The sequence below is a fragment of the Pantoea sp. Tr-811 genome (genome assembly GCF_011752535.1).
GTDB lineage: Bacteria > Pseudomonadota > Gammaproteobacteria > Pseudomonadales > Pseudomonadaceae > Aquipseudomonas.
Genome location: NZ_VWXJ01000013.1, coordinates 68,041 through 83,653 on the forward strand (window position 1 = coordinate 68,041; position 15,613 = coordinate 83,653).

15 protein-coding genes and 1 tRNA gene are annotated in these 15,613 nt (G+C 65.2%); 6 read left to right on the forward strand and 10 right to left on the reverse strand.

The annotated features are described in order from the left end of the window. Positions 1–59: 59 nt before the first annotated feature. The 5 genes from F3J44_RS19520 to F3J44_RS19540 all read right to left on the reverse strand — a co-directional run bounded on the left by F3J44_RS19520 (position 60) and on the right by F3J44_RS19540 (position 4,352). On the reverse strand, positions 60–1,001 hold the full coding sequence (locus F3J44_RS19520; protein WP_003247410.1) for a ribose-phosphate pyrophosphokinase: 942 nt from the start codon (positions 999–1,001) through the stop codon (positions 60–62). Positions 1,002–1,049: 48 nt separating this feature from the next. Continuing rightward, a tRNA-Gln gene (locus F3J44_RS19525) sits at positions 1,050–1,124 on the reverse strand. A gap of 20 nt (positions 1,125–1,144) precedes the next feature. Beyond that, entirely contained in the window at positions 1,145–2,005 is an 861-nt protein-coding gene (gene ispE / locus F3J44_RS19530) for a 4-(cytidine 5'-diphospho)-2-C-methyl-D-erythritol kinase (RefSeq protein ID WP_167275171.1), read from the reverse strand. A gap of 3 nt (positions 2,006–2,008) precedes the next feature. Next, the gene (gene lolB / locus F3J44_RS19535) at positions 2,009–2,626 is read right to left on the reverse strand and encodes a lipoprotein insertase outer membrane protein LolB (protein ID WP_167275174.1); all 618 of its coding nucleotides are present in this window, start codon (positions 2,624–2,626) and stop codon (positions 2,009–2,011) included. A gap of 4 nt (positions 2,627–2,630) precedes the next feature. Further along, positions 2,631–4,352 (reverse strand): tetratricopeptide repeat protein, encoded by a 1,722-nt coding sequence (locus tag F3J44_RS19540; RefSeq protein ID WP_167275175.1) that lies wholly within the window; start codon positions 4,350–4,352, stop codon positions 2,631–2,633. Between the two features lie 338 nt (positions 4,353–4,690). Here F3J44_RS19540 and hemA point away from each other — a divergent pair, with 338 nt between their 5' ends. The 5 genes from hemA to murI are packed head-to-tail and all read left to right on the forward strand — an operon-like array spanning position 4,691 to position 9,416. Continuing rightward, the gene (gene hemA, locus F3J44_RS19545; protein ID WP_167275178.1) at positions 4,691–5,968 is read left to right on the forward strand and encodes a glutamyl-tRNA reductase; all 1,278 of its coding nucleotides are present in this window, start codon (positions 4,691–4,693) and stop codon (positions 5,966–5,968) included. Beyond that, positions 5,965–7,047, forward strand: a complete 1,083-nt coding sequence (gene prfA, locus F3J44_RS19550; protein WP_167275181.1) for a peptide chain release factor 1 — start codon at positions 5,965–5,967, stop codon at positions 7,045–7,047. Before hemA ends, prfA begins: the two co-directional genes overlap by 4 nt. Continuing rightward, entirely contained in the window at positions 7,047–7,877 is an 831-nt protein-coding gene (prmC, locus tag F3J44_RS19555) for a peptide chain release factor N(5)-glutamine methyltransferase (protein WP_167275183.1), read from the forward strand. The genes prfA and prmC overlap by 1 nt, the downstream gene beginning before the upstream one ends. Continuing rightward, positions 7,871–8,626, forward strand: a complete 756-nt coding sequence (locus tag F3J44_RS19560) for a molybdopterin-synthase adenylyltransferase MoeB (RefSeq protein WP_167058987.1) — start codon at positions 7,871–7,873, stop codon at positions 8,624–8,626. Before prmC ends, F3J44_RS19560 begins: the two co-directional genes overlap by 7 nt. Next, positions 8,619–9,416, forward strand: a complete 798-nt coding sequence (murI, locus tag F3J44_RS19565; RefSeq protein ID WP_167275186.1) for a glutamate racemase — start codon at positions 8,619–8,621, stop codon at positions 9,414–9,416. Before F3J44_RS19560 ends, murI begins: the two co-directional genes overlap by 8 nt. Positions 9,417–9,439: 23 nt before the next feature. Here murI and F3J44_RS19570 read toward each other — a convergent pair whose 3' ends face one another. The 5 genes from F3J44_RS19570 to F3J44_RS19590 all read right to left on the reverse strand — a co-directional run bounded on the left by F3J44_RS19570 (position 9,440) and on the right by F3J44_RS19590 (position 14,515). Beyond that, positions 9,440–10,243, reverse strand: a complete 804-nt coding sequence (locus F3J44_RS19570; RefSeq protein WP_370526769.1) for an SDR family NAD(P)-dependent oxidoreductase — start codon at positions 10,241–10,243, stop codon at positions 9,440–9,442. Then, on the reverse strand, positions 10,140–11,573 hold the full coding sequence (phrB, locus tag F3J44_RS19575; protein WP_167275192.1) for a deoxyribodipyrimidine photo-lyase: 1,434 nt from the start codon (positions 11,571–11,573) through the stop codon (positions 10,140–10,142). The genes F3J44_RS19570 and phrB overlap by 104 nt, the downstream gene beginning before the upstream one ends. Further along, positions 11,564–12,463 carry a MerR family transcriptional regulator gene (locus F3J44_RS19580; RefSeq protein ID WP_167275195.1) on the reverse strand — a complete coding sequence of 300 codons (900 nt, stop codon included), beginning with the start codon at positions 12,461–12,463 and terminating at the stop codon, positions 11,564–11,566. Before F3J44_RS19580 ends, phrB begins: the two co-directional genes overlap by 10 nt. Next, positions 12,453–13,421 carry a DUF523 and DUF1722 domain-containing protein gene (locus F3J44_RS19585; protein WP_167275198.1) on the reverse strand — a complete coding sequence of 323 codons (969 nt, stop codon included), beginning with the start codon at positions 13,419–13,421 and terminating at the stop codon, positions 12,453–12,455. The genes F3J44_RS19580 and F3J44_RS19585 overlap by 11 nt, the downstream gene beginning before the upstream one ends. Before the next feature lie 107 nt (positions 13,422–13,528). Beyond that, a complete protein-coding gene (locus tag F3J44_RS19590) occupies positions 13,529–14,515 on the reverse strand; it encodes an NAD(P)/FAD-dependent oxidoreductase (protein ID WP_167275200.1) in 987 nt (328 codons plus the stop codon). Between the two features lie 188 nt (positions 14,516–14,703). Here F3J44_RS19590 and F3J44_RS19595 point away from each other — a divergent pair, with 188 nt between their 5' ends. After that, positions 14,704–15,609: a TIGR01777 family oxidoreductase gene (locus F3J44_RS19595; RefSeq protein WP_167275203.1), complete on the forward strand. Its 906-nt coding sequence runs from the start codon at positions 14,704–14,706 to the stop codon at positions 15,607–15,609. Positions 15,610–15,613 lie beyond the last annotated feature (4 nt).

Below are 15,613 nucleotides of genomic sequence, written 5' to 3' on the forward strand. Positions count from 1 at the left end.
AAAAGCCCCGCCCCAACGAATGCTGGGGCGGGGCGCTTCACATCAACACGGGTTCCGCGTTAGCGGAACATCGCGCTGATCGATTCTTCGTTGCTGATGCGGCGTACCGCTTCAGCGACAACCGGTGCGATATCCAGCTGGCGGATACGGTCACAGGCTTGAGCAGCGGCGGACAGCGGAACGGTGTTGGTCACCACCAGCTCGTCCAGTACCGACTTCTCGATGTTCTCGATCGCACGGCCCGACAGGACAGGGTGCGTGCAGTAGGCGTAAACCTTGGCAGCGCCGTGTTCTTTCAGGGCCTTGGCCGCGTGGCACAGGGTGCCGGCGGTGTCGACCATGTCGTCTACCAGGATGCAGGTGCGCCCTTCGACGTCGCCGATGATGTGCATCACCTCGGAGTGGTTAGCCTTTTCACGGCGTTTGTCGATGATCCCGAGGTCGACGCCCAGGGACTTGGCGACGGCGCGTGCGCGCACAACGCCACCGATGTCCGGGGAGACGATCATCAGGTTCTCGAAACGCTGGTCTTCGATATCGTCGACCAGTACGGGCGAGCCGTAGATGTTGTCGACGGGGATATCGAAGAAGCCCTGGATCTGGTCAGCGTGCAGGTCGACGGTGAGTACACGGTCGATACCCACGACAGTGAGCATGTCAGCGACGACTTTGGCGCTGATGGCTACACGTGCCGAACGCGGACGGCGGTCCTGGCGGGCGTATCCGAAGTAGGGAATCACGGCGGTGATTCGGGATGCTGAGGAGCGGCGGAAGGCGTCGGCCATCACTACCAGTTCCATCAGGTTATCGTTGGTCGGGGCACAGGTCGGCTGAATAATGAAGACGTCTTTACCGCGAACGTTTTCATTGATCTCAGTGCTGATCTCACCGTCGGAGAATTTACCGACAGAGACGTCACCGAGTGGGATATGCAGCTGACGTACGACACGCCGAGCCAGATCGGGGTTAGCGTTCCCCGTAAAGACCATCATCTTGGACACGCGCAGTACCTGAAGGCTGAGGGTATACCTGGATGAGTATAAGGAAAATGGCAGGGGCGGCTGGATTCGAACCAACGCATGGCAGGATCAAAACCTGCTGCCTTACCGCTTGGCGACGCCCCTGTATCTGTTGCTGCGAACGCTTATGCGCTCGACTTCTTGACCAGACTTTGCAGCTTGCGATGCAACATCGAAACATTGCTTCCTTTCGCCACAAACCCTGTTTGGGTCGCTGAAAGAAGGGCCAGAACTTTATCAGCTTCGGCTTTGCTTGGGAAGGCCCCAAACACACAACTTCCAGTGCCGGTTAGTCGAGCCTCTGTGAATTTTCCCAGTGAATTCAGCGCGTTGCGAACTTCCGGGTAATTCTGCTCTACCACCGGTTGGCAGTCATTTCGACTGTTTCCCTCGGGAACGGGGCGCATCTTAAGGGGGAGGGAATCACGTGTCAACAGTGGATGTGAAAAAATTTCTACTGTGCTGACAGACACTTGCGGCACCAGCACGACATACCAGGGTTCGGCCGGGTCGACCGGGGTCAGTTGCTCGCCCACGCCCTGGGCGAATGCTGCATGGCCGCGCACGAACACCGGCACGTCGGCACCCAGGCTCAGGCCCAGCGCCGCCAGGCGGTCTTCGTCCCAGTCCAGTTGCCACAGGTGGGCCAGCGCCAGCAGGGTAGTGGCGGCATCCGAACTGCCGCCGCCAATGCCGCCGCCCATGGGCAGCACCTTGCTCAGCCAGATGTCGGCGCCCAGGGCCGTACCCGCCTGTTCCTGCAACTTGCGTGCGGCGCGCACGATCAGGTTGCTGTCATGGGGCACTGCCTCGATCTCGGTGTGCAGGCGGATCACGCCGTCTTCGCGCACGGCAAAGCTCAGTTCGTCACCGTGGTCGAGGAACTGGAAGACGGTTTCCAGCTCGTGATAGCCGTCGGGGCGCCGGCCAATGATATGCAGCCAGAGGTTGAGCTTGGCCGGGGCGGGCAGGGTCAGCGTCGGCATGGCTCAGTGCCCCAGCTGGCGTGGCTGCCAGTCCTTGACCACCAGGGTCACGTCGAGGTCCTTGCCGTGCAGCTTCAGGCGCTCGGGCAGCCAGTAGCCGTTCTGCTCGGTGTAGCTCAGGTACTGCACCTGCCAGCCGTCCTGGTCCAGGCTGGCCAGGCGGCTGTCGCCGTCCAGGGTCAGCTGGCTCTTGCTGTCGGGGGCAGGCAGGCCGCGCACCCACCACACCAGGTGCGATACCGGCAGTTTCCAGCCCAGTTGCTCTTCCAGCAGGGCTTCGGGGCTGGTGGCCTCATAGCGGCCCTGGTTGGCCACCTCCAGCACCACGCCACCGGGGCGGCCGGTCAGGCGTGCGGCGCCGCGGCCGAGCGGGCCGGCCAGGCGGATGTCGTAGTAGTCCTGGCGCTGCAGCCAGAACAACGTGCCGCTGCCGGAGTCGCGTGGGGCACGGATACCGACCTTGCCGTTGATCTGCCAGCCGTCGAGGCTGCTCAGCTGCTCTTTATGGGCGCGCCACTGCTGCGGGTCGCCGTGGCCCTGCAGGGCCTCGCGGCTTCCGAAACCGGCGCAGCCGGCCAGCAGGGCGATCAGGGTAAAGGTGATGCAATGGCGCAGGAACATGGCGTTAAAGGGTCTCGGATCCGGTCAGGCGCAGGAGGGTCTTGCGCAGAATTGGGCTGTCGGCCTGGGCTTCGAAGCCCTTGGCCCAGACCTGGCGGGCTTCGCGGCGCTTGCCGTTGGCCCACAGCACTTCACCCAGGTGGGCAGCGACTTCGTGGTCGGGGAAGCGGGCGAAGGCCTGGCGCAGGTAGGTTTCGGCCTGGTCGAGGTTGCCCAGGCGGTAATTGACCCAGCCCAGGCTGTCGAGCACTGCCGGGTCGTCCGGGGTCAGCTGGTGGGCCTTGTCGATCAGCGCCTTGGCTTCGTCATAGCGGGTGGTGCGGTCGGCCAGCGTGTAGCCCAGGGCATTGAGGGCCATGGCGTTTTCCGGCTCGCGGGCAATGATCGCCCGCAGGTCTTTTTCCATCAGCGGCAGGTCGTTGCGCTTTTCTGCCAGCATGGCCCGGGTGTACAGCAGGTTGAGGTCGTCCGGGTAGTGCGTCAGGGCCTGTTGCAGCACCTGGTCGGCCTGGGCGTCCTTGTTGTTGTTGCTGTAGCTTTCCGATTCGATCAGGTAAAGCTGCACGGCGTAGTCCGGCTGTGCTTCGCGGGCCTGGGCGAGAAGGCGCGAGGCCTCGCTGTCGCGGCCGTTGGCGATCAGGATATCGGCCTGGCGCAGCTGCGCCGGCAGGTAGTCCGGGCCGTTGCCGACCAGGGCGTACTCGCGCAGGGCGGTGGCCGGGTCGTGACGCTCTTCGGCGATGCGCCCCAGGTTCAGGCGTGCGGCGTCGACATTGCTGTCGCGCTCGATCAGTTCGCGCAGGTAGCTTTCGGCTTCGTCCCAGTCCTTGTTTTCCAGGCAAACCAGGGCCAGGGAATAACGCAGCTCGTCGTCGTCGGGGTACTGCTGGACCAGGCTGATGAACTCGCCCTTGGCATCGGCGATGCGGTCCTGCTCCACCAGCGTGCGCGCGTAGGTCAGGCGCAGGCGCTTGTCATCGGGGTTGTCACGGATCGCCCCACGCAGCAGCGGCAGGGCCTCCGGGCCGCGGTCGAGGGCCTGGAGCAGGCGTGCGCGCAGCAGGATCGGGGCAATTTCGCCATTTTGCGCCGGGTGCGCCTCAAGCAGGTCGAGGGCTTCCTCGGCCTTGCCGTCCTGGTTCAGCAACAGGGCCTTGCCAAAAATCAGCTGGCTGTTGTCCGGGTACTTGACCAGCAGGCGGTCGAAGCTCTGCATCAAGCCGTCGCGGGTGCTCTGGTCGGTTTCGGCGGCCGACAGGGCGAGGAAGTCGAAATGGGTATCGCCCTGGCCCTGCAGCACCTTTTCCATGTAGCTCATGGAATCGTCATAGCGCCCGGCACGGGCCAGCTGGATGGCCGCGGCGCGCTGGGCGTCGAGGTTCTGCGGGTCGTTCTTGGCCCAGATCAGCGCGCTGTCCAGGGCCGGTTCGTCGGCACCGAGGTATTCGGCGATGCGGTAGGCGCGCTCGGAAACCCCCGGGTCCTGGGTTTTTTCGGCCTGGTCGGCGTAGTTGGCCAAGGCGATGTCGAAGCGGTTGCGCTGCCCGGCAAGCTCGGCTACCAGCAGGCTATAAAGGGTGTCCTGCTTGAACGACCCATACACCACGGGCTTTTGCGCCTCGTCTTTGCCGGCCTCGGCAACGGGCGGCTCGGCATTATGCGGGGCCAGGCTCTGGCAACCCTGGAGCAGGGCGAAGGCAAGCAGCAATGCGTAGGGTCTGTTCATAGAGTGGCTTAACAAAGACTAACCGGCGGTCGGGGCATGATGACACAAGCGCGGGGGCAAACCCACCTGCGCAGGAGGGAGACGCTTGGCTGTAGCGTAGACCGTGTTGTGGGCGGGTGGTTCGTTCTTTGGGCGAAGGTGTGAGGACGGTGGGGTGTTTGCCGGTGGTTGTGCGGCGCTTGTGAGATCGAGCGCCGCCCGCGCGGCGCTCGATCTACGCCGCCACACAGCCTCAAGCCATGCACCCACCTACTATCACCCTGATAGCGAACGGTGGTTGTTCTAAAACCTGCGAAAGAGGACAATTATCGGCTCCTCGTCACAACCAGCGACCTTGCATGGCCTTTCTTGCACTTGGTATCAACCATAAGACTGCCTCGGTAGACGTACGCGAGCGCGTGGCGTTTACCCCAGAGCAGCTGGTCGACGCCCTGCAGCAGCTCTGCCGGCTGACCGCCAGCCGCGAAGCGGCGATCCTGTCGACTTGCAACCGTAGCGAGCTTTACATCGAGCAGGACCACCTGTCCGCCGACGCCGTGCTGAAATGGCTGGCCGAGTACCACCGGCTGAGCCTGGACGAGCTGCGCGCCAGTGCCTATGTCCATGAAGAACACGATGCCGTGAAGCACATGATGCGCGTGGCCTCCGGCCTTGACTCGCTGGTGCTGGGCGAGCCGCAGATCCTCGGCCAGATGAAGTCCGCCTACGCCGTGGCCCGCGAAGCCGGCACCATCGGCCCGTTGCTCGGGCGCCTGTTCCAGGCCACGTTCAGCGCCGCCAAGCAGGTCCGCACCGACACCGCCATTGGCGAGAACCCGGTGTCGGTGGCATTCGCCGCGGTGAGCCTGGCCAAGCAGATTTTCAGCGACCTTGGCCGCAGCCAGGCGCTGCTGATCGGCGCCGGTGAAACCATTACCCTGGTCGCCCGCCACCTGCACGAGCAGGGTGTGCGCCGCATCGTCGTGGCCAACCGTACCCTGGAGCGCGCCAGCATCCTGGCCGAGCAGTTCGGCGCCCACGCGGTGCTGCTGGCCGACATTCCCCAGGAACTGGCCAACAGCGACATCGTCATCAGTTCCACCGCCAGCCAGTTGCCGATCCTGGGCAAGGGCGCGGTGGAAAGCGCCTTGAAACTGCGCCGGCACAAACCGATCTTCATGGTCGACATCGCCGTTCCGCGCGATATCGAGCCGCAAGTGGGCGAGCTCGACGACGTCTACCTCTATACCGTCGACGACCTGCACGAGGTGGTCGCGGAAAACCTCAAGAGCCGCCAGGGTGCGGCCCAGGCCGCCGAAGAGCTGGTTGCGGTAGGCGCTGACGACTTCATGGTGCGCCTGCGCGAGCTGGCCGCGGTGGACGTGCTGCGCGCCTACCGCCAGCAAAGCGAACGCCTGCGTGACGAAGAACTGCAAAAGGCCCAGCGCCTGCTGGCCAACGGCGGCAACCCCGAAGACGTACTGGCGCAACTGGCCCGGGGCCTGACCAACAAACTCCTGCATGCCCCCAGCGTGCAATTGAAAAAGCTCTCGGCCGAGGGCCGCCTCGATGCGCTGGCCATGGCTCAGGAACTCTTTGCCCTCAATGAGGGCTCGACGGACAAATCCCCGCAATGAAAGCGTCGCTGCTCAATAAACTGGACACGCTCCAGGACCGCTTCGAGGAACTCACCGCCCTGCTCGGTGATGCCGAAGTCATTTCCGACCAGACCCGCTTCCGCGCCTATTCGCGCGAATACGCCGAGGTCGAACCGGTGATCGCTGCCTACGTGGCGTGGCGCAAGGTGCAGGACGACCTCGAAGGCGCCCAGGCGCTGCTCAAGGACGCCGACCCCGACCTGCGCGAAATGGCCGTGGAGGAAGTGCGCGAAGCCAAGGAGCAGCTGCAGGGCCTGGAGTCGCAACTGCAGCGCATGCTGCTGCCCAAGGACCCTAACGACGGGCGCAACGTGTTCCTGGAAATCCGCGCCGGTACCGGTGGCGACGAGGCGGCGATTTTCTCCGGCGACCTGTTCCGCATGTATTCGCGCTACGCCGAGAAGCGTGGCTGGCGCCTGGAAATCCTCTCCGAGAACGAAGGCGAGCACGGCGGCTATAAAGAGATCATCGCCCGCGTCGAAGGCGATAACGTGTACGGCAAGCTCAAGTTCGAATCCGGCGCGCACCGCGTGCAGCGGGTGCCGGAAACCGAATCCCAGGGCCGCATCCACACCTCGGCCTGCACCGTGGCCGTGCTGCCCGAACCCGATGAGCAGGCCGCCATCGAGATCAACCCGGCCGACCTGCGCGTGGACACCTACCGCGCCTCGGGCGCCGGCGGCCAGCACGTGAACAAGACCGACTCGGCAATCCGCATCACCCACTTGCCCACCGGTATCGTGGTGGAGTGCCAGGAGGAGCGTTCCCAGCACAAGAACCGTGCCCGCGCCCTGTCCTGGCTGTCGGCCAAGCTCAACGACATGCAGACCAGCGCGGCGCAGAACGCCATCGCCAGCGAGCGCAAGCTGCTGGTGGGCTCGGGCGATCGCTCGGAGCGCATCCGTACCTACAATTATCCACAGGGGCGGGTGACCGACCACCGCATCAACCTGACCCTTTACTCGCTCGACGATATCCTTGCCGGTGGCGTGGACGCGGTGATCGAACCGCTGCTGGCCGAATACCAGGCCGACCAACTGGCTGCCCTGGGGGACTGATGACCATCATTGCCAGCCTGTTGCGCAACGCGCAACTGCCCGACTCGCCCACCGAGCGCCTGGACGCCGAACTGCTGCTGGCTGCCGCCATCGGCAAGTCGCGCAGTTTCCTGCACACCTGGCCCGAGCGCATCGTCAGCAGCGAAGATGCCAGCACCTACGCCGGCTACCTGCAGCGCCGCCGCGCCGGTGAGCCGGTGGCGTACATCCTCGGCCAGCAGGGCTTCTGGAAGCTCGACCTGGAGGTGGCGCCGCATACGCTGATTCCGCGCCCGGACACCGAATTGCTGGTGGAAACCGCCCTGGAACTGCAAGCGCCAGCCCCGGCCAAGGTCCTGGACCTCGGCACCGGCACCGGTGCCATCGCCCTGGCCCTGGCCAGCGACTGCCCGGCCTGGCAGGTAACGGCCGTGGACCGCGTGGACGAAGCCGTGGCCCTGGCCGAGCGCAACCGCCAGCGCTTGGGCCTGGGCAACGTGCAGGTGCTGGCCAGCCACTGGTTCAGCAACCTCGCTGGCCAGCGCTTCAACATGATACTCAGCAACCCGCCCTACATTCGCGCCGCCGACCCGCACCTGGTCGAGGGCGATGTGCGTTTCGAGCCCAGCAGCGCGCTGGTGGCCGGCGTCGATGGCCTGGACGACCTGCGGGTAATCGTCGCCCAGGCGCCACACCACCTGCTGCCCGGCGGCTGGTTGCTGCTCGAACACGGGTACGACCAGGCCGCGGATGTGCGGGCGCTGCTCAGTACCCAAGGCTTCACCGACGTGGCCAGCCGAGTCGACCTGGGTGGCCATGAGCGTATTTCCCTGGGGCGCCTGCCATGCTGAGCGATCAGGAGCTGTTGCGTTACAGCCGGCAGATACTGCTGGCCCAGGTAGACATCGAAGGCCAGCTGCGGCTCAAGCACGGCAAGGCGCTGATCGTCGGCCTCGGTGGCCTCGGCTCGCCGGTGGCGCTGTACCTGGCTGCCGCGGGCGTGGGCGAGCTGCACCTGGCCGACTTCGACACCGTCGACCTTACCAACCTGCAGCGCCAGGTCATCCATGACAGCAGCAGTGTGGGCATGAGCAAGGTGGACTCTGCGCTGCAGCGTCTGCAGGCGATCAACCCCGAGGTCACCCTGGTGGCCCACCGGCAGGCGCTGGATGAAGATTCGCTGGCCGCTGCGGTGGCAGCCGTCGACCTGGTGCTCGACTGCTCCGACAACTTCGGCACCCGCGAGGCGGTCAACGCGGCCTGTTTCGCCCAAGGCAAGCCGCTGGTCAGCGGTGCGGCCATTCGCCTGGAAGGGCAACTCTCGGTGTTCGACCCGCGGCGTGACACCAGCCCGTGCTACCACTGCCTGTACGGCCACGGCAGCGAGGACGAACTGACCTGCAGCGAAGCCGGTGTGATCGGTCCGCTGGTGGGTCTGGTCGGCAGCCTGCAGGCGCTGGAGGCGATGAAGCTGCTGGCCGGCTTCGGTGAGCCGCTGGTGGGCCGCCTGCTGCTGATCGACGCCCTTGGCACGCGCCTACGCGAGCTGCGGGTCAAGCGCGACCCGGCCTGCGCCGTGTGCGGCAAGCGCGATGGCTGAGCGTTCGGCGCCGGTTGGCGTGATGGACTCGGGGGTCGGCGGCTTGTCGGTGCTCGCCGAAATCCAGCGCCTGCTGCCCGATGAGTCACTGCTTTACGTGGCCGATTGCGGGCATGTGCCCTACGGCGAAAAGTCGCCGGACTACATTCGCCAACGTTGCCGGGCCATTGCTGCGTTCTTCCGCGCCCAGGGCGCCAAGGCCATGGTCCTGGCGTGCAATACCGCGACAGTGGCGGCGGTAGCTGACCTGCGCGAGCTCTACCCAGACTGGCCATTGGTGGGCATGGAGCCGGCAGTCAAGCCAGCGGCGGCGGCTACCCGCTCCGGCGTGGTCGGCGTGCTGGCCACCACCGGCACCCTGCAAAGTGCCAAGTTCGCGGCCTTGCTCGACCGTTTCGCCAATGACGTGCGGGTGGTGACCCAGCCCTGCCCGGGGCTGGTCGAGCGGATCGAGGCGGGCGACCTGAGCAGTGCGCAACTGCGCCAGTTGCTGCAAGGCTATGTGCAGCCGCTGCTGGCGGCCGGTTGCGACACCCTGATTCTGGGCTGCACCCACTACCCCTTCCTGCGCCCGCTGTTGGCCGACATGGTGCCCGCTGACGTGGCGGTCATCGACACCGGTGCGGCCGTGGCGCGTCAGTTGCAGCGGCTGTTGGATGCACGCGGGCTGCTGGCCGAAGGGCCGGCGCGTGAGGCCGCGTTCTGGAGCAGCGCCGACCCACAGGCGCTGAGTGCCGTGCTACCGGTGCTGTGGCACCGGCAGCACCCTGTGCAAGGCCTGCCGCTGTAAAGCCCAGGCCTGCTAACGCCAAGTCAGTGGGGCAACGGCCAGAGGCTGGCGATATCCAGCACTTCCAGCACCAGCTCCGGCTCGCGCGCATCCAGCCGCGCCACCAGCTCATCGGCCGCACTTTGCGCTGTCCACTCATCCGCCAGGGCCAGCACCGGGGTGACCGGTGTCTTGGGCGACTGCGGCGCCACCACTGTCAGGTCGATGCCCTCGGCCTGCAATGCGCCGCGCTGTTCACGCAGCCATTGCGGCGCCTGGTTCCAGCCCGCCGTTTCCTGCGTCGGTGCATGCAACTGCAGCGCAGAATAACGGCTGAACACGGCCATCACCTGGGGCCGATCACCCTTGGCCAACAACGGCCTGGCGCTGTCCAGGCAATGCTCCAGCGCCAGTTGGTTGCTGCTGACGATGGCCTGGAACAGGTCATCCTGGGCAAGGCCGGTGGCCAGGTAATCGTTGCTGCCGGCGTTGATAATCAAGCCGTCCAGCGCGCCCCAGGCCTGGCTTATCTGTTCAGCCGCAGCGGCGGCGTGCGCCTGCTCGTGCACTTGCCAGGGCACGTGCAACAGGTTGTGGCCGTATTGCTGCGTCAATGCTTCAAACGCCTCGCTTCCCTTGCTACTTGCGGCAACCCGATTCCCTTGTTCGAGTAGACGCTTGACTAAAGCCAGACCCAATCCGTGGCCGGCTCCGGTAACCCAGAAAGTGCGCGAGGTGTTCAATTCATGGCTTCTCCTGCCTGCGCGGCAAACGTTTGAAGGCTTCGAGTGCGCGCAGACGACTGCTTCCAAGGTCGACGATAGGTTTCGGATAGTGATGACCGGCAAAAAGATCCCCGGACTTCACTGGAAGGTGTATCGACTTGGCATCCTGTTGCTTGAGTTCCGGCACCCAGTGCCGAATGAAGCGCGCCTCTGGATCAAAACGTTCGGACTGTGAAACCGGGTTGAAAATACGGAAGTAAGGCACGGCGTCGGTGCCGGTGGATGCGCTCCACTGCCAGCCACCATTGTTGGCCGCAAGGTCACCGTCAATCAAGTGGCGCATGAAATGCCGCTCGCCCAGGCGCCAGTCGATCAGCAGGTTCTTGGTCAGGAACATGGCCACGACCATGCGCAGGCGGTTGTGCATCCAGCCGGTGTGCAGCAACTGGCGCATGGCCGCGTCGATGATCGGAAAGCCGGTGCGGCCTTCCTGCCAGGCTTGCAGGTCGTGCGGCGCGTCGCGCCAGGGCAGGGCTTCGGTCTGGGCGCGGAACGCGCGGTGGCGTGAAACCTGTGGATAACCGCACAGGATGTGCTTGTAGAACTCGCGCCAGAGCAGTTCATTCACCCAGGTCTGCACGCCGCGGCTGCCACTGTCGAATTCACCGTGGTTGCCGGCCAGGGCTGCGTGCAGGCACTGACGGGGCGAGATCACGCCCGCGGCCAGGTAGGGTGACAGCTGGCTGGTGCCGGGCTTGGCCGGGAGGTCGCGCAACTGCTCGTAGTCGACGATGGTTTCGTCGACGAAGCGCGCCAGGCGCGCCTGGGCCTGGTCTTCGCCGGCGGGCCAGTGGTCGCTGAGCGCCTGCGCCGGCTTGTCGAAGCCTGCGATGTGCTGGGGAATAGGGTCGCTGGCGATGCCCAGCGCTGCCTGGGGTTTTACCCGTGCAGCCAGCGAAGGCAAGCTGCGGTGCAGGTGTTCCAGGCAAACCTTCTTGAACTGGCTGAACACCTGGAAGTAGTCGCCGCTGCGGGTGAGGATGGTGCCGGGGCGGAAGAACAGTTGGTCGAGGTAGCTGTGGGCGCGGATGCCGGAAGCCTCCAGCAGCGTGCGCGTGTCGGCGTCGCGGCGGCTTTCGTTGATGCCGTATTCATCGTTCCAGTGCACCGCCTCGATGGCGTGCTGGCGGCACACCGCCAACAGCGTGGCGGGGGCCTCGTCCCAGGTATCGACCTGGCGAATCAGCAGCGGGATATTCAGGGCGTCGAGCGTGCGCCGTAGCTGGCGCAGGTTGCGCAGCCAGAAGTCGACCTTGCACGGGGCGTCGTCATGGGCCAGCCATTGGCCAGGGCTGGCCAGCCACAGGGCCACGCTGGGGCCGCGTTGGGTGGCCACGCTGAGGGCGGTGTTGTCGTCGATGCGCAGGTCGCTGCGCAGCCAGATCAATTGCATGGTTCACTCATTTCTACAGGCCGGCGGTCATTGCCCTGCAGCAAGCGCAATGCTGCCTGCGGGGAATCGAAAAAGAACAGGTCGGGCAGCTCGAAGTTGTGCAGCTGGGCCTGGTGCAGCGCCAGCGTGCCGCCACCGAGCAGCTTGTGCACCGCAATGCCCTGCAGTGTGCGTTGCAGGGCCTTGGCGTCGATGCGCGGGCCCAGGTGCAGCAGCAGGGCTCGCGGTTGCAGCGCTGTGATCGCACGTTGCAGCTGTGCGCCGCCGACCGGCTGTTCCAGCACTTCCACGGCAATGCCATTGCTGGTCAGCAGCCAGGCGCACAGCCACAGGCGTGGGTCGAACGGGCGCTCGCAATCTTGCGCCAGCAGCACGGCAGGGCCCTGCAGCAACTGGTTGTCGTGGTACACCCGTGCGCCGAGTTTGCTGCGCAGCCACGTGTCGAAGAACGCCTGCTCCAGTTCGGCATTGAAGTGGTTGCGCCAGCGCTGGGCGAGCACGTCCAGCAGCGGCAGCAGCAGTTGTTCACACAAGGTGATGGCCGGGTACAGCGCCATCACCTGGTTCAGCTGTTGGTCGAGGCTGCGTTGGGACAAGCCGGCAATGGCCTCGACCAGCTGCAGTTGGCGCCGCTGCCAGTCGCCTTGCGGGGCCATGGCCAGGGGTTTGTCGAGCAGTTCGCGAACCTGGCCAACCGAGGCCCCGCGTGCCAGCCAGGCCAGGATGGCCTTGACCCGTTCCACCTGGTCCTGTGGATAAAGCCGATGGCCCTTGGCGGTGCGTTGTGGCTTGAGCAGGCCGTAGCGGCGCTCCCAGGCGCGCAGGGTGACGGGGTTGACGCCGGTACGGCGGGCCAGTTCGCCGATGGGCAGCAGGTGTTCAGACAGCATTGCGCAGCCCCAGGTCGTCAGGGTGCGGCTGCAGGTAGGCCTGTTGCTGCAAGTAGGGGTCGGGGTGCTTGCGCAGGTAGTGCTTGAGCAAGGTCAGTGGCACCACCAGCGGCACCACCCCTTGTTGGTATTGGCTGATCAACTGTTGCAACTCGTCTTTGTCCTGTTGGCTGAGGGCATCCTTGAAGTAGCCGCTCAGGTGCTGCAGCACGTTGCAGTGGGTGCCGCGGCTGGCGCAGCGGCGCAGGGCCTGCATCAGCAGGCTGAAGTAGCGTGGCCCGACTTCGTTGGGGTCGTCCTCGCGGCGCAGGGTGCCCAGCAGGCGGCCCAGTTCGCGGTAGGCCTGGGGGTTGTTGGCCATCAGCAGGTATTTGTAACGCGAGTGAAAGCGCACCAGCGCGCCGCGGCTCAAGCCACCTGCCAGCACCTGCTGCCAGTCGGCATAGGCATACACACGGCTGATGAAGTTCTCGCGCAGCACCGGGTCGTGCAGGCGGCCCTCTTCCTCCACCGGCAGGTCCGGGCGTTGGCTGCAAAAGGCGTCGGCATAGGCACCGGTGCCGCCTTGGGTCGCGGGGTGGCCGTTGTCCTGGTAGACCTTGACCCGCTCCAGGCCGCAGGAAGGCGACTTCTGCATGAAGATGTAGCCACAGATGTCGTCGAGTTCGGCGGCCATGTGCTCGCCGTACGCGCGCAGGGGGGTAGTGAAGTCGGTGTCGGGGTGGCGGGTGCCGACCACGCGGGGGTGGCCAGGGTCGCCGACCAGGCGGATCGGGTCGCGGGGTGTGCCCAGGCCAATGGCCATCTCGGGGCACACAGGTAACCAGTCGAAGTGGGCTTCGAGCTTCGCGCGGCAGAGTTCGGAAGCCTTGTGCCCGCCGTTGTAGCGCACATTCTGGCCGATCAGGCAGGCGCTGATGGCGATGCGCGGCTTGCGCTGGGCGGATGGGTCATGCATGGCTGCCTCCGGGAAACTTGTACATAAAAGAAAACGTGTACAAGACTATTCCAGCACAGGCAGAAAGTTATGCAAACCAGAATTTCTGTATAGCTTTTCCGTTAGCCCTATTCGAGATGTTCCAGCAGCCGGCGCGCCGCCTCCTGGCCGCTGAGCCAGGCACCTTCCACCCGGCCAGACAGGCACCAGTCACCGCAGGCGTACAAGCCCTGGTCGGCGTCGGCCAATGCGCCCCATTCGTGGTTGCCGGCAGGCCGTGCGTACAGCCAGCGATGGGCGAGGGCGAAGGTCGGCGGTGGCACCACGCAACCGACCAGCTCGGCGAACTCGCCCCACAGCTGTTCGATCACTTCTTCCTTTGCAAGGTCGATGTGCTGCTTGCTCCAGTTGGACGTGGCGTGCAGCACCCAGGTGTCGAGCTGTTCATCACGCCCGGGCTTGCTGCGGTTGCGTGCCAGCCAGTCGAGCGGGTTGTCCTGCACGAAGCAGCCCTGCATGGGCGTCTCCAGCGGCGCCTGGAAGGCCAAGGCGACCGCCCAGGTTGGCTCCATCACCACGCCTGCGGCCACTGCCGCAAGCTTGGGCGTGGCGGCCAGCAGTGGCGTGGCCTGTGGCGCGGGCACAGCGATCACCACGCGGCTGTAGGGGCCATGGCTGCTGCCTTCGGTGTCCTGCAGGTGCCAGTACTGCTTGCCGCGGAACACTTCGGCGATGCGGCAGCCGAAGTTCACCGTTACGTCCTTGAGCAGGCCGCGGGTGATGGCGCTCATGCGCGGCACACCGACCCAGCGGGTTTGCTCATCGGGGGAGGGGGTGAGTTCGCCATCGCGCCAGTTGTACAGCTGAGGCTTCCATTGTGCGGCCCAGCCCGCCGCCACCCACTGCTGCACCTGTTCCACGAAGCGCCGGTCGCGGGCAGTGAAATACTGCGCGCCCAGGTCGAGTGCGCCGGCCTCGCTGCGCTTGCTGGCCATGCGCCCGCCACTGCCGTGGCCTTTGTCGAACAAGTGAACGGTTTGCCCGGCCTTTTGCAGGGCCTGGGCGGCGGACAGGCCGGCGATACCGGCACCGATGATGGCAATAGGTACTGTCATGATGGCCTCTTCGAACCTTGCTGTAGGCAGACTACGCTGTCAGGCAAACCTGTACAATGCACAAAGTTTGTATAAGGTTATTCCGCTTCATAGGGCCACATGGCCTATGTTTATCCGAGAGCGATTGGTCTGGAAAAGTGCCTTGATCTTAAAAATAGACCATGGCCGCACCCTGCGAGGACACAGCCATGCATATATTGCTGACAGGTGGTACGGGATTGATCGGCCAGCACCTGTGCCAGTTCTGGCGGAGCAAGGGCTATCGCCTGACGGTGTGGAGTCGGCGCCCTGACCAAGTGGCGAAAATCTGCGGCAGCGGTGTGCGTGGTATCGCGCGTTTGGAGGACCTTGCCGACGATGAAACCCTCGACGCGGTGGTCAACCTGGCCGGGGCGCCCATCGCCGACCGCCCCTGGACTGCCGCCCGGCGGCAGCTGCTGTGGGCCAGCCGCATCACCCTGACTGAGCAACTGCTGGCCTGGCTGGGCAGCCGCGAGCAGCGCCCCGAGGTGTTGATTTCCGGTTCTGCCGTGGGCTGGTACGGCGATGGTGGCGAGCGCGAGCTGACCGAGGCCTCGCAGCCGGTGCGCGAGGATTTCGCCAGCCAGTTGTGCATCGCCTGGGAAGAAACCGCCCAGCGCGCCCAGGCCCTGGGCATGCGTGTGGTGCTGGTGCGTACCGGGCTGGTGCTGGCCAGTGATGGCGGCTTTTTGTCGCGCCTGCGCCTGCCGTTCAAGCTGGGCCTGGGCGGGCCCTTGGGCGATGGCCGGCAGTGGATGCCCTGGGTGCATATCGATGACCAGGTTGCCCTGATTGATTTTCTCTTGCAGCACAAGGATGCCAGCGGTCCTTATAATGCCTGCGCGCCAGAGCCCGTGCGCAACCGCGAGTTCGCCAGGCAGTTGGGCCGTGCCCTGCATCGCCCGGCATTCATGCCGATGCCGCGGCTGCTGCTCAAGGCTGGGCTTGGCGAGCTGTCGGTGCTGTTGCTCGGTGGCCAGCGGGCACGCCCGGTGCGCTTGCTGGCTGCGGGTTTCACCTTCCGCTTCAACGATCTGCAATCGGCCCTGGGCAACTTGTCCAGCCGCCTCTGACATA

Bases quoted from the DNA above. Each gene is read 5' to 3' on its own strand.
- lolB (WP_167275174.1), bottom strand. From the start codon at position 2,626: ATGTTCCTGCGCCATTGCATCACCTTTACCCTGATCGCCCTGCTGGCC.
- prfA (WP_167275181.1), top strand. From the start codon at position 5,965: ATGAAAGCGTCGCTGCTCAATAAACTGGACACGCTCCAGGACCGCTTC.
- F3J44_RS19595 (WP_167275203.1), top strand. From the start codon at position 14,704: ATGCATATATTGCTGACAGGTGGTACGGGATTGATCGGCCAGCACCTG.
- F3J44_RS19540 (WP_167275175.1), bottom strand. From the start codon at position 4,352: ATGAACAGACCCTACGCATTGCTGCTTGCCTTCGCCCTGCTCCAGGGT.
- prmC (WP_167275183.1), top strand. From the start codon at position 7,047: ATGACCATCATTGCCAGCCTGTTGCGCAACGCGCAACTGCCCGACTCG.
- murI (WP_167275186.1), top strand. From the start codon at position 8,619: ATGGCTGAGCGTTCGGCGCCGGTTGGCGTGATGGACTCGGGGGTCGGC.
- F3J44_RS19590 (WP_167275200.1), bottom strand. From the start codon at position 14,515: ATGACAGTACCTATTGCCATCATCGGTGCCGGTATCGCCGGCCTGTCC.
- ispE (WP_167275171.1), bottom strand. From the start codon at position 2,005: ATGCCGACGCTGACCCTGCCCGCCCCGGCCAAGCTCAACCTCTGGCTG.
- F3J44_RS19580 (WP_167275195.1), bottom strand. From the start codon at position 12,463: ATGCTGTCTGAACACCTGCTGCCCATCGGCGAACTGGCCCGCCGTACC.
- F3J44_RS19560 (WP_167058987.1), top strand. From the start codon at position 7,871: ATGCTGAGCGATCAGGAGCTGTTGCGTTACAGCCGGCAGATACTGCTG.
- phrB (WP_167275192.1), bottom strand. From the start codon at position 11,573: ATGCAATTGATCTGGCTGCGCAGCGACCTGCGCATCGACGACAACACC.
- hemA (WP_167275178.1), top strand. From the start codon at position 4,691: ATGGCCTTTCTTGCACTTGGTATCAACCATAAGACTGCCTCGGTAGAC.
- F3J44_RS19585 (WP_167275198.1), bottom strand. From the start codon at position 13,421: ATGCATGACCCATCCGCCCAGCGCAAGCCGCGCATCGCCATCAGCGCC.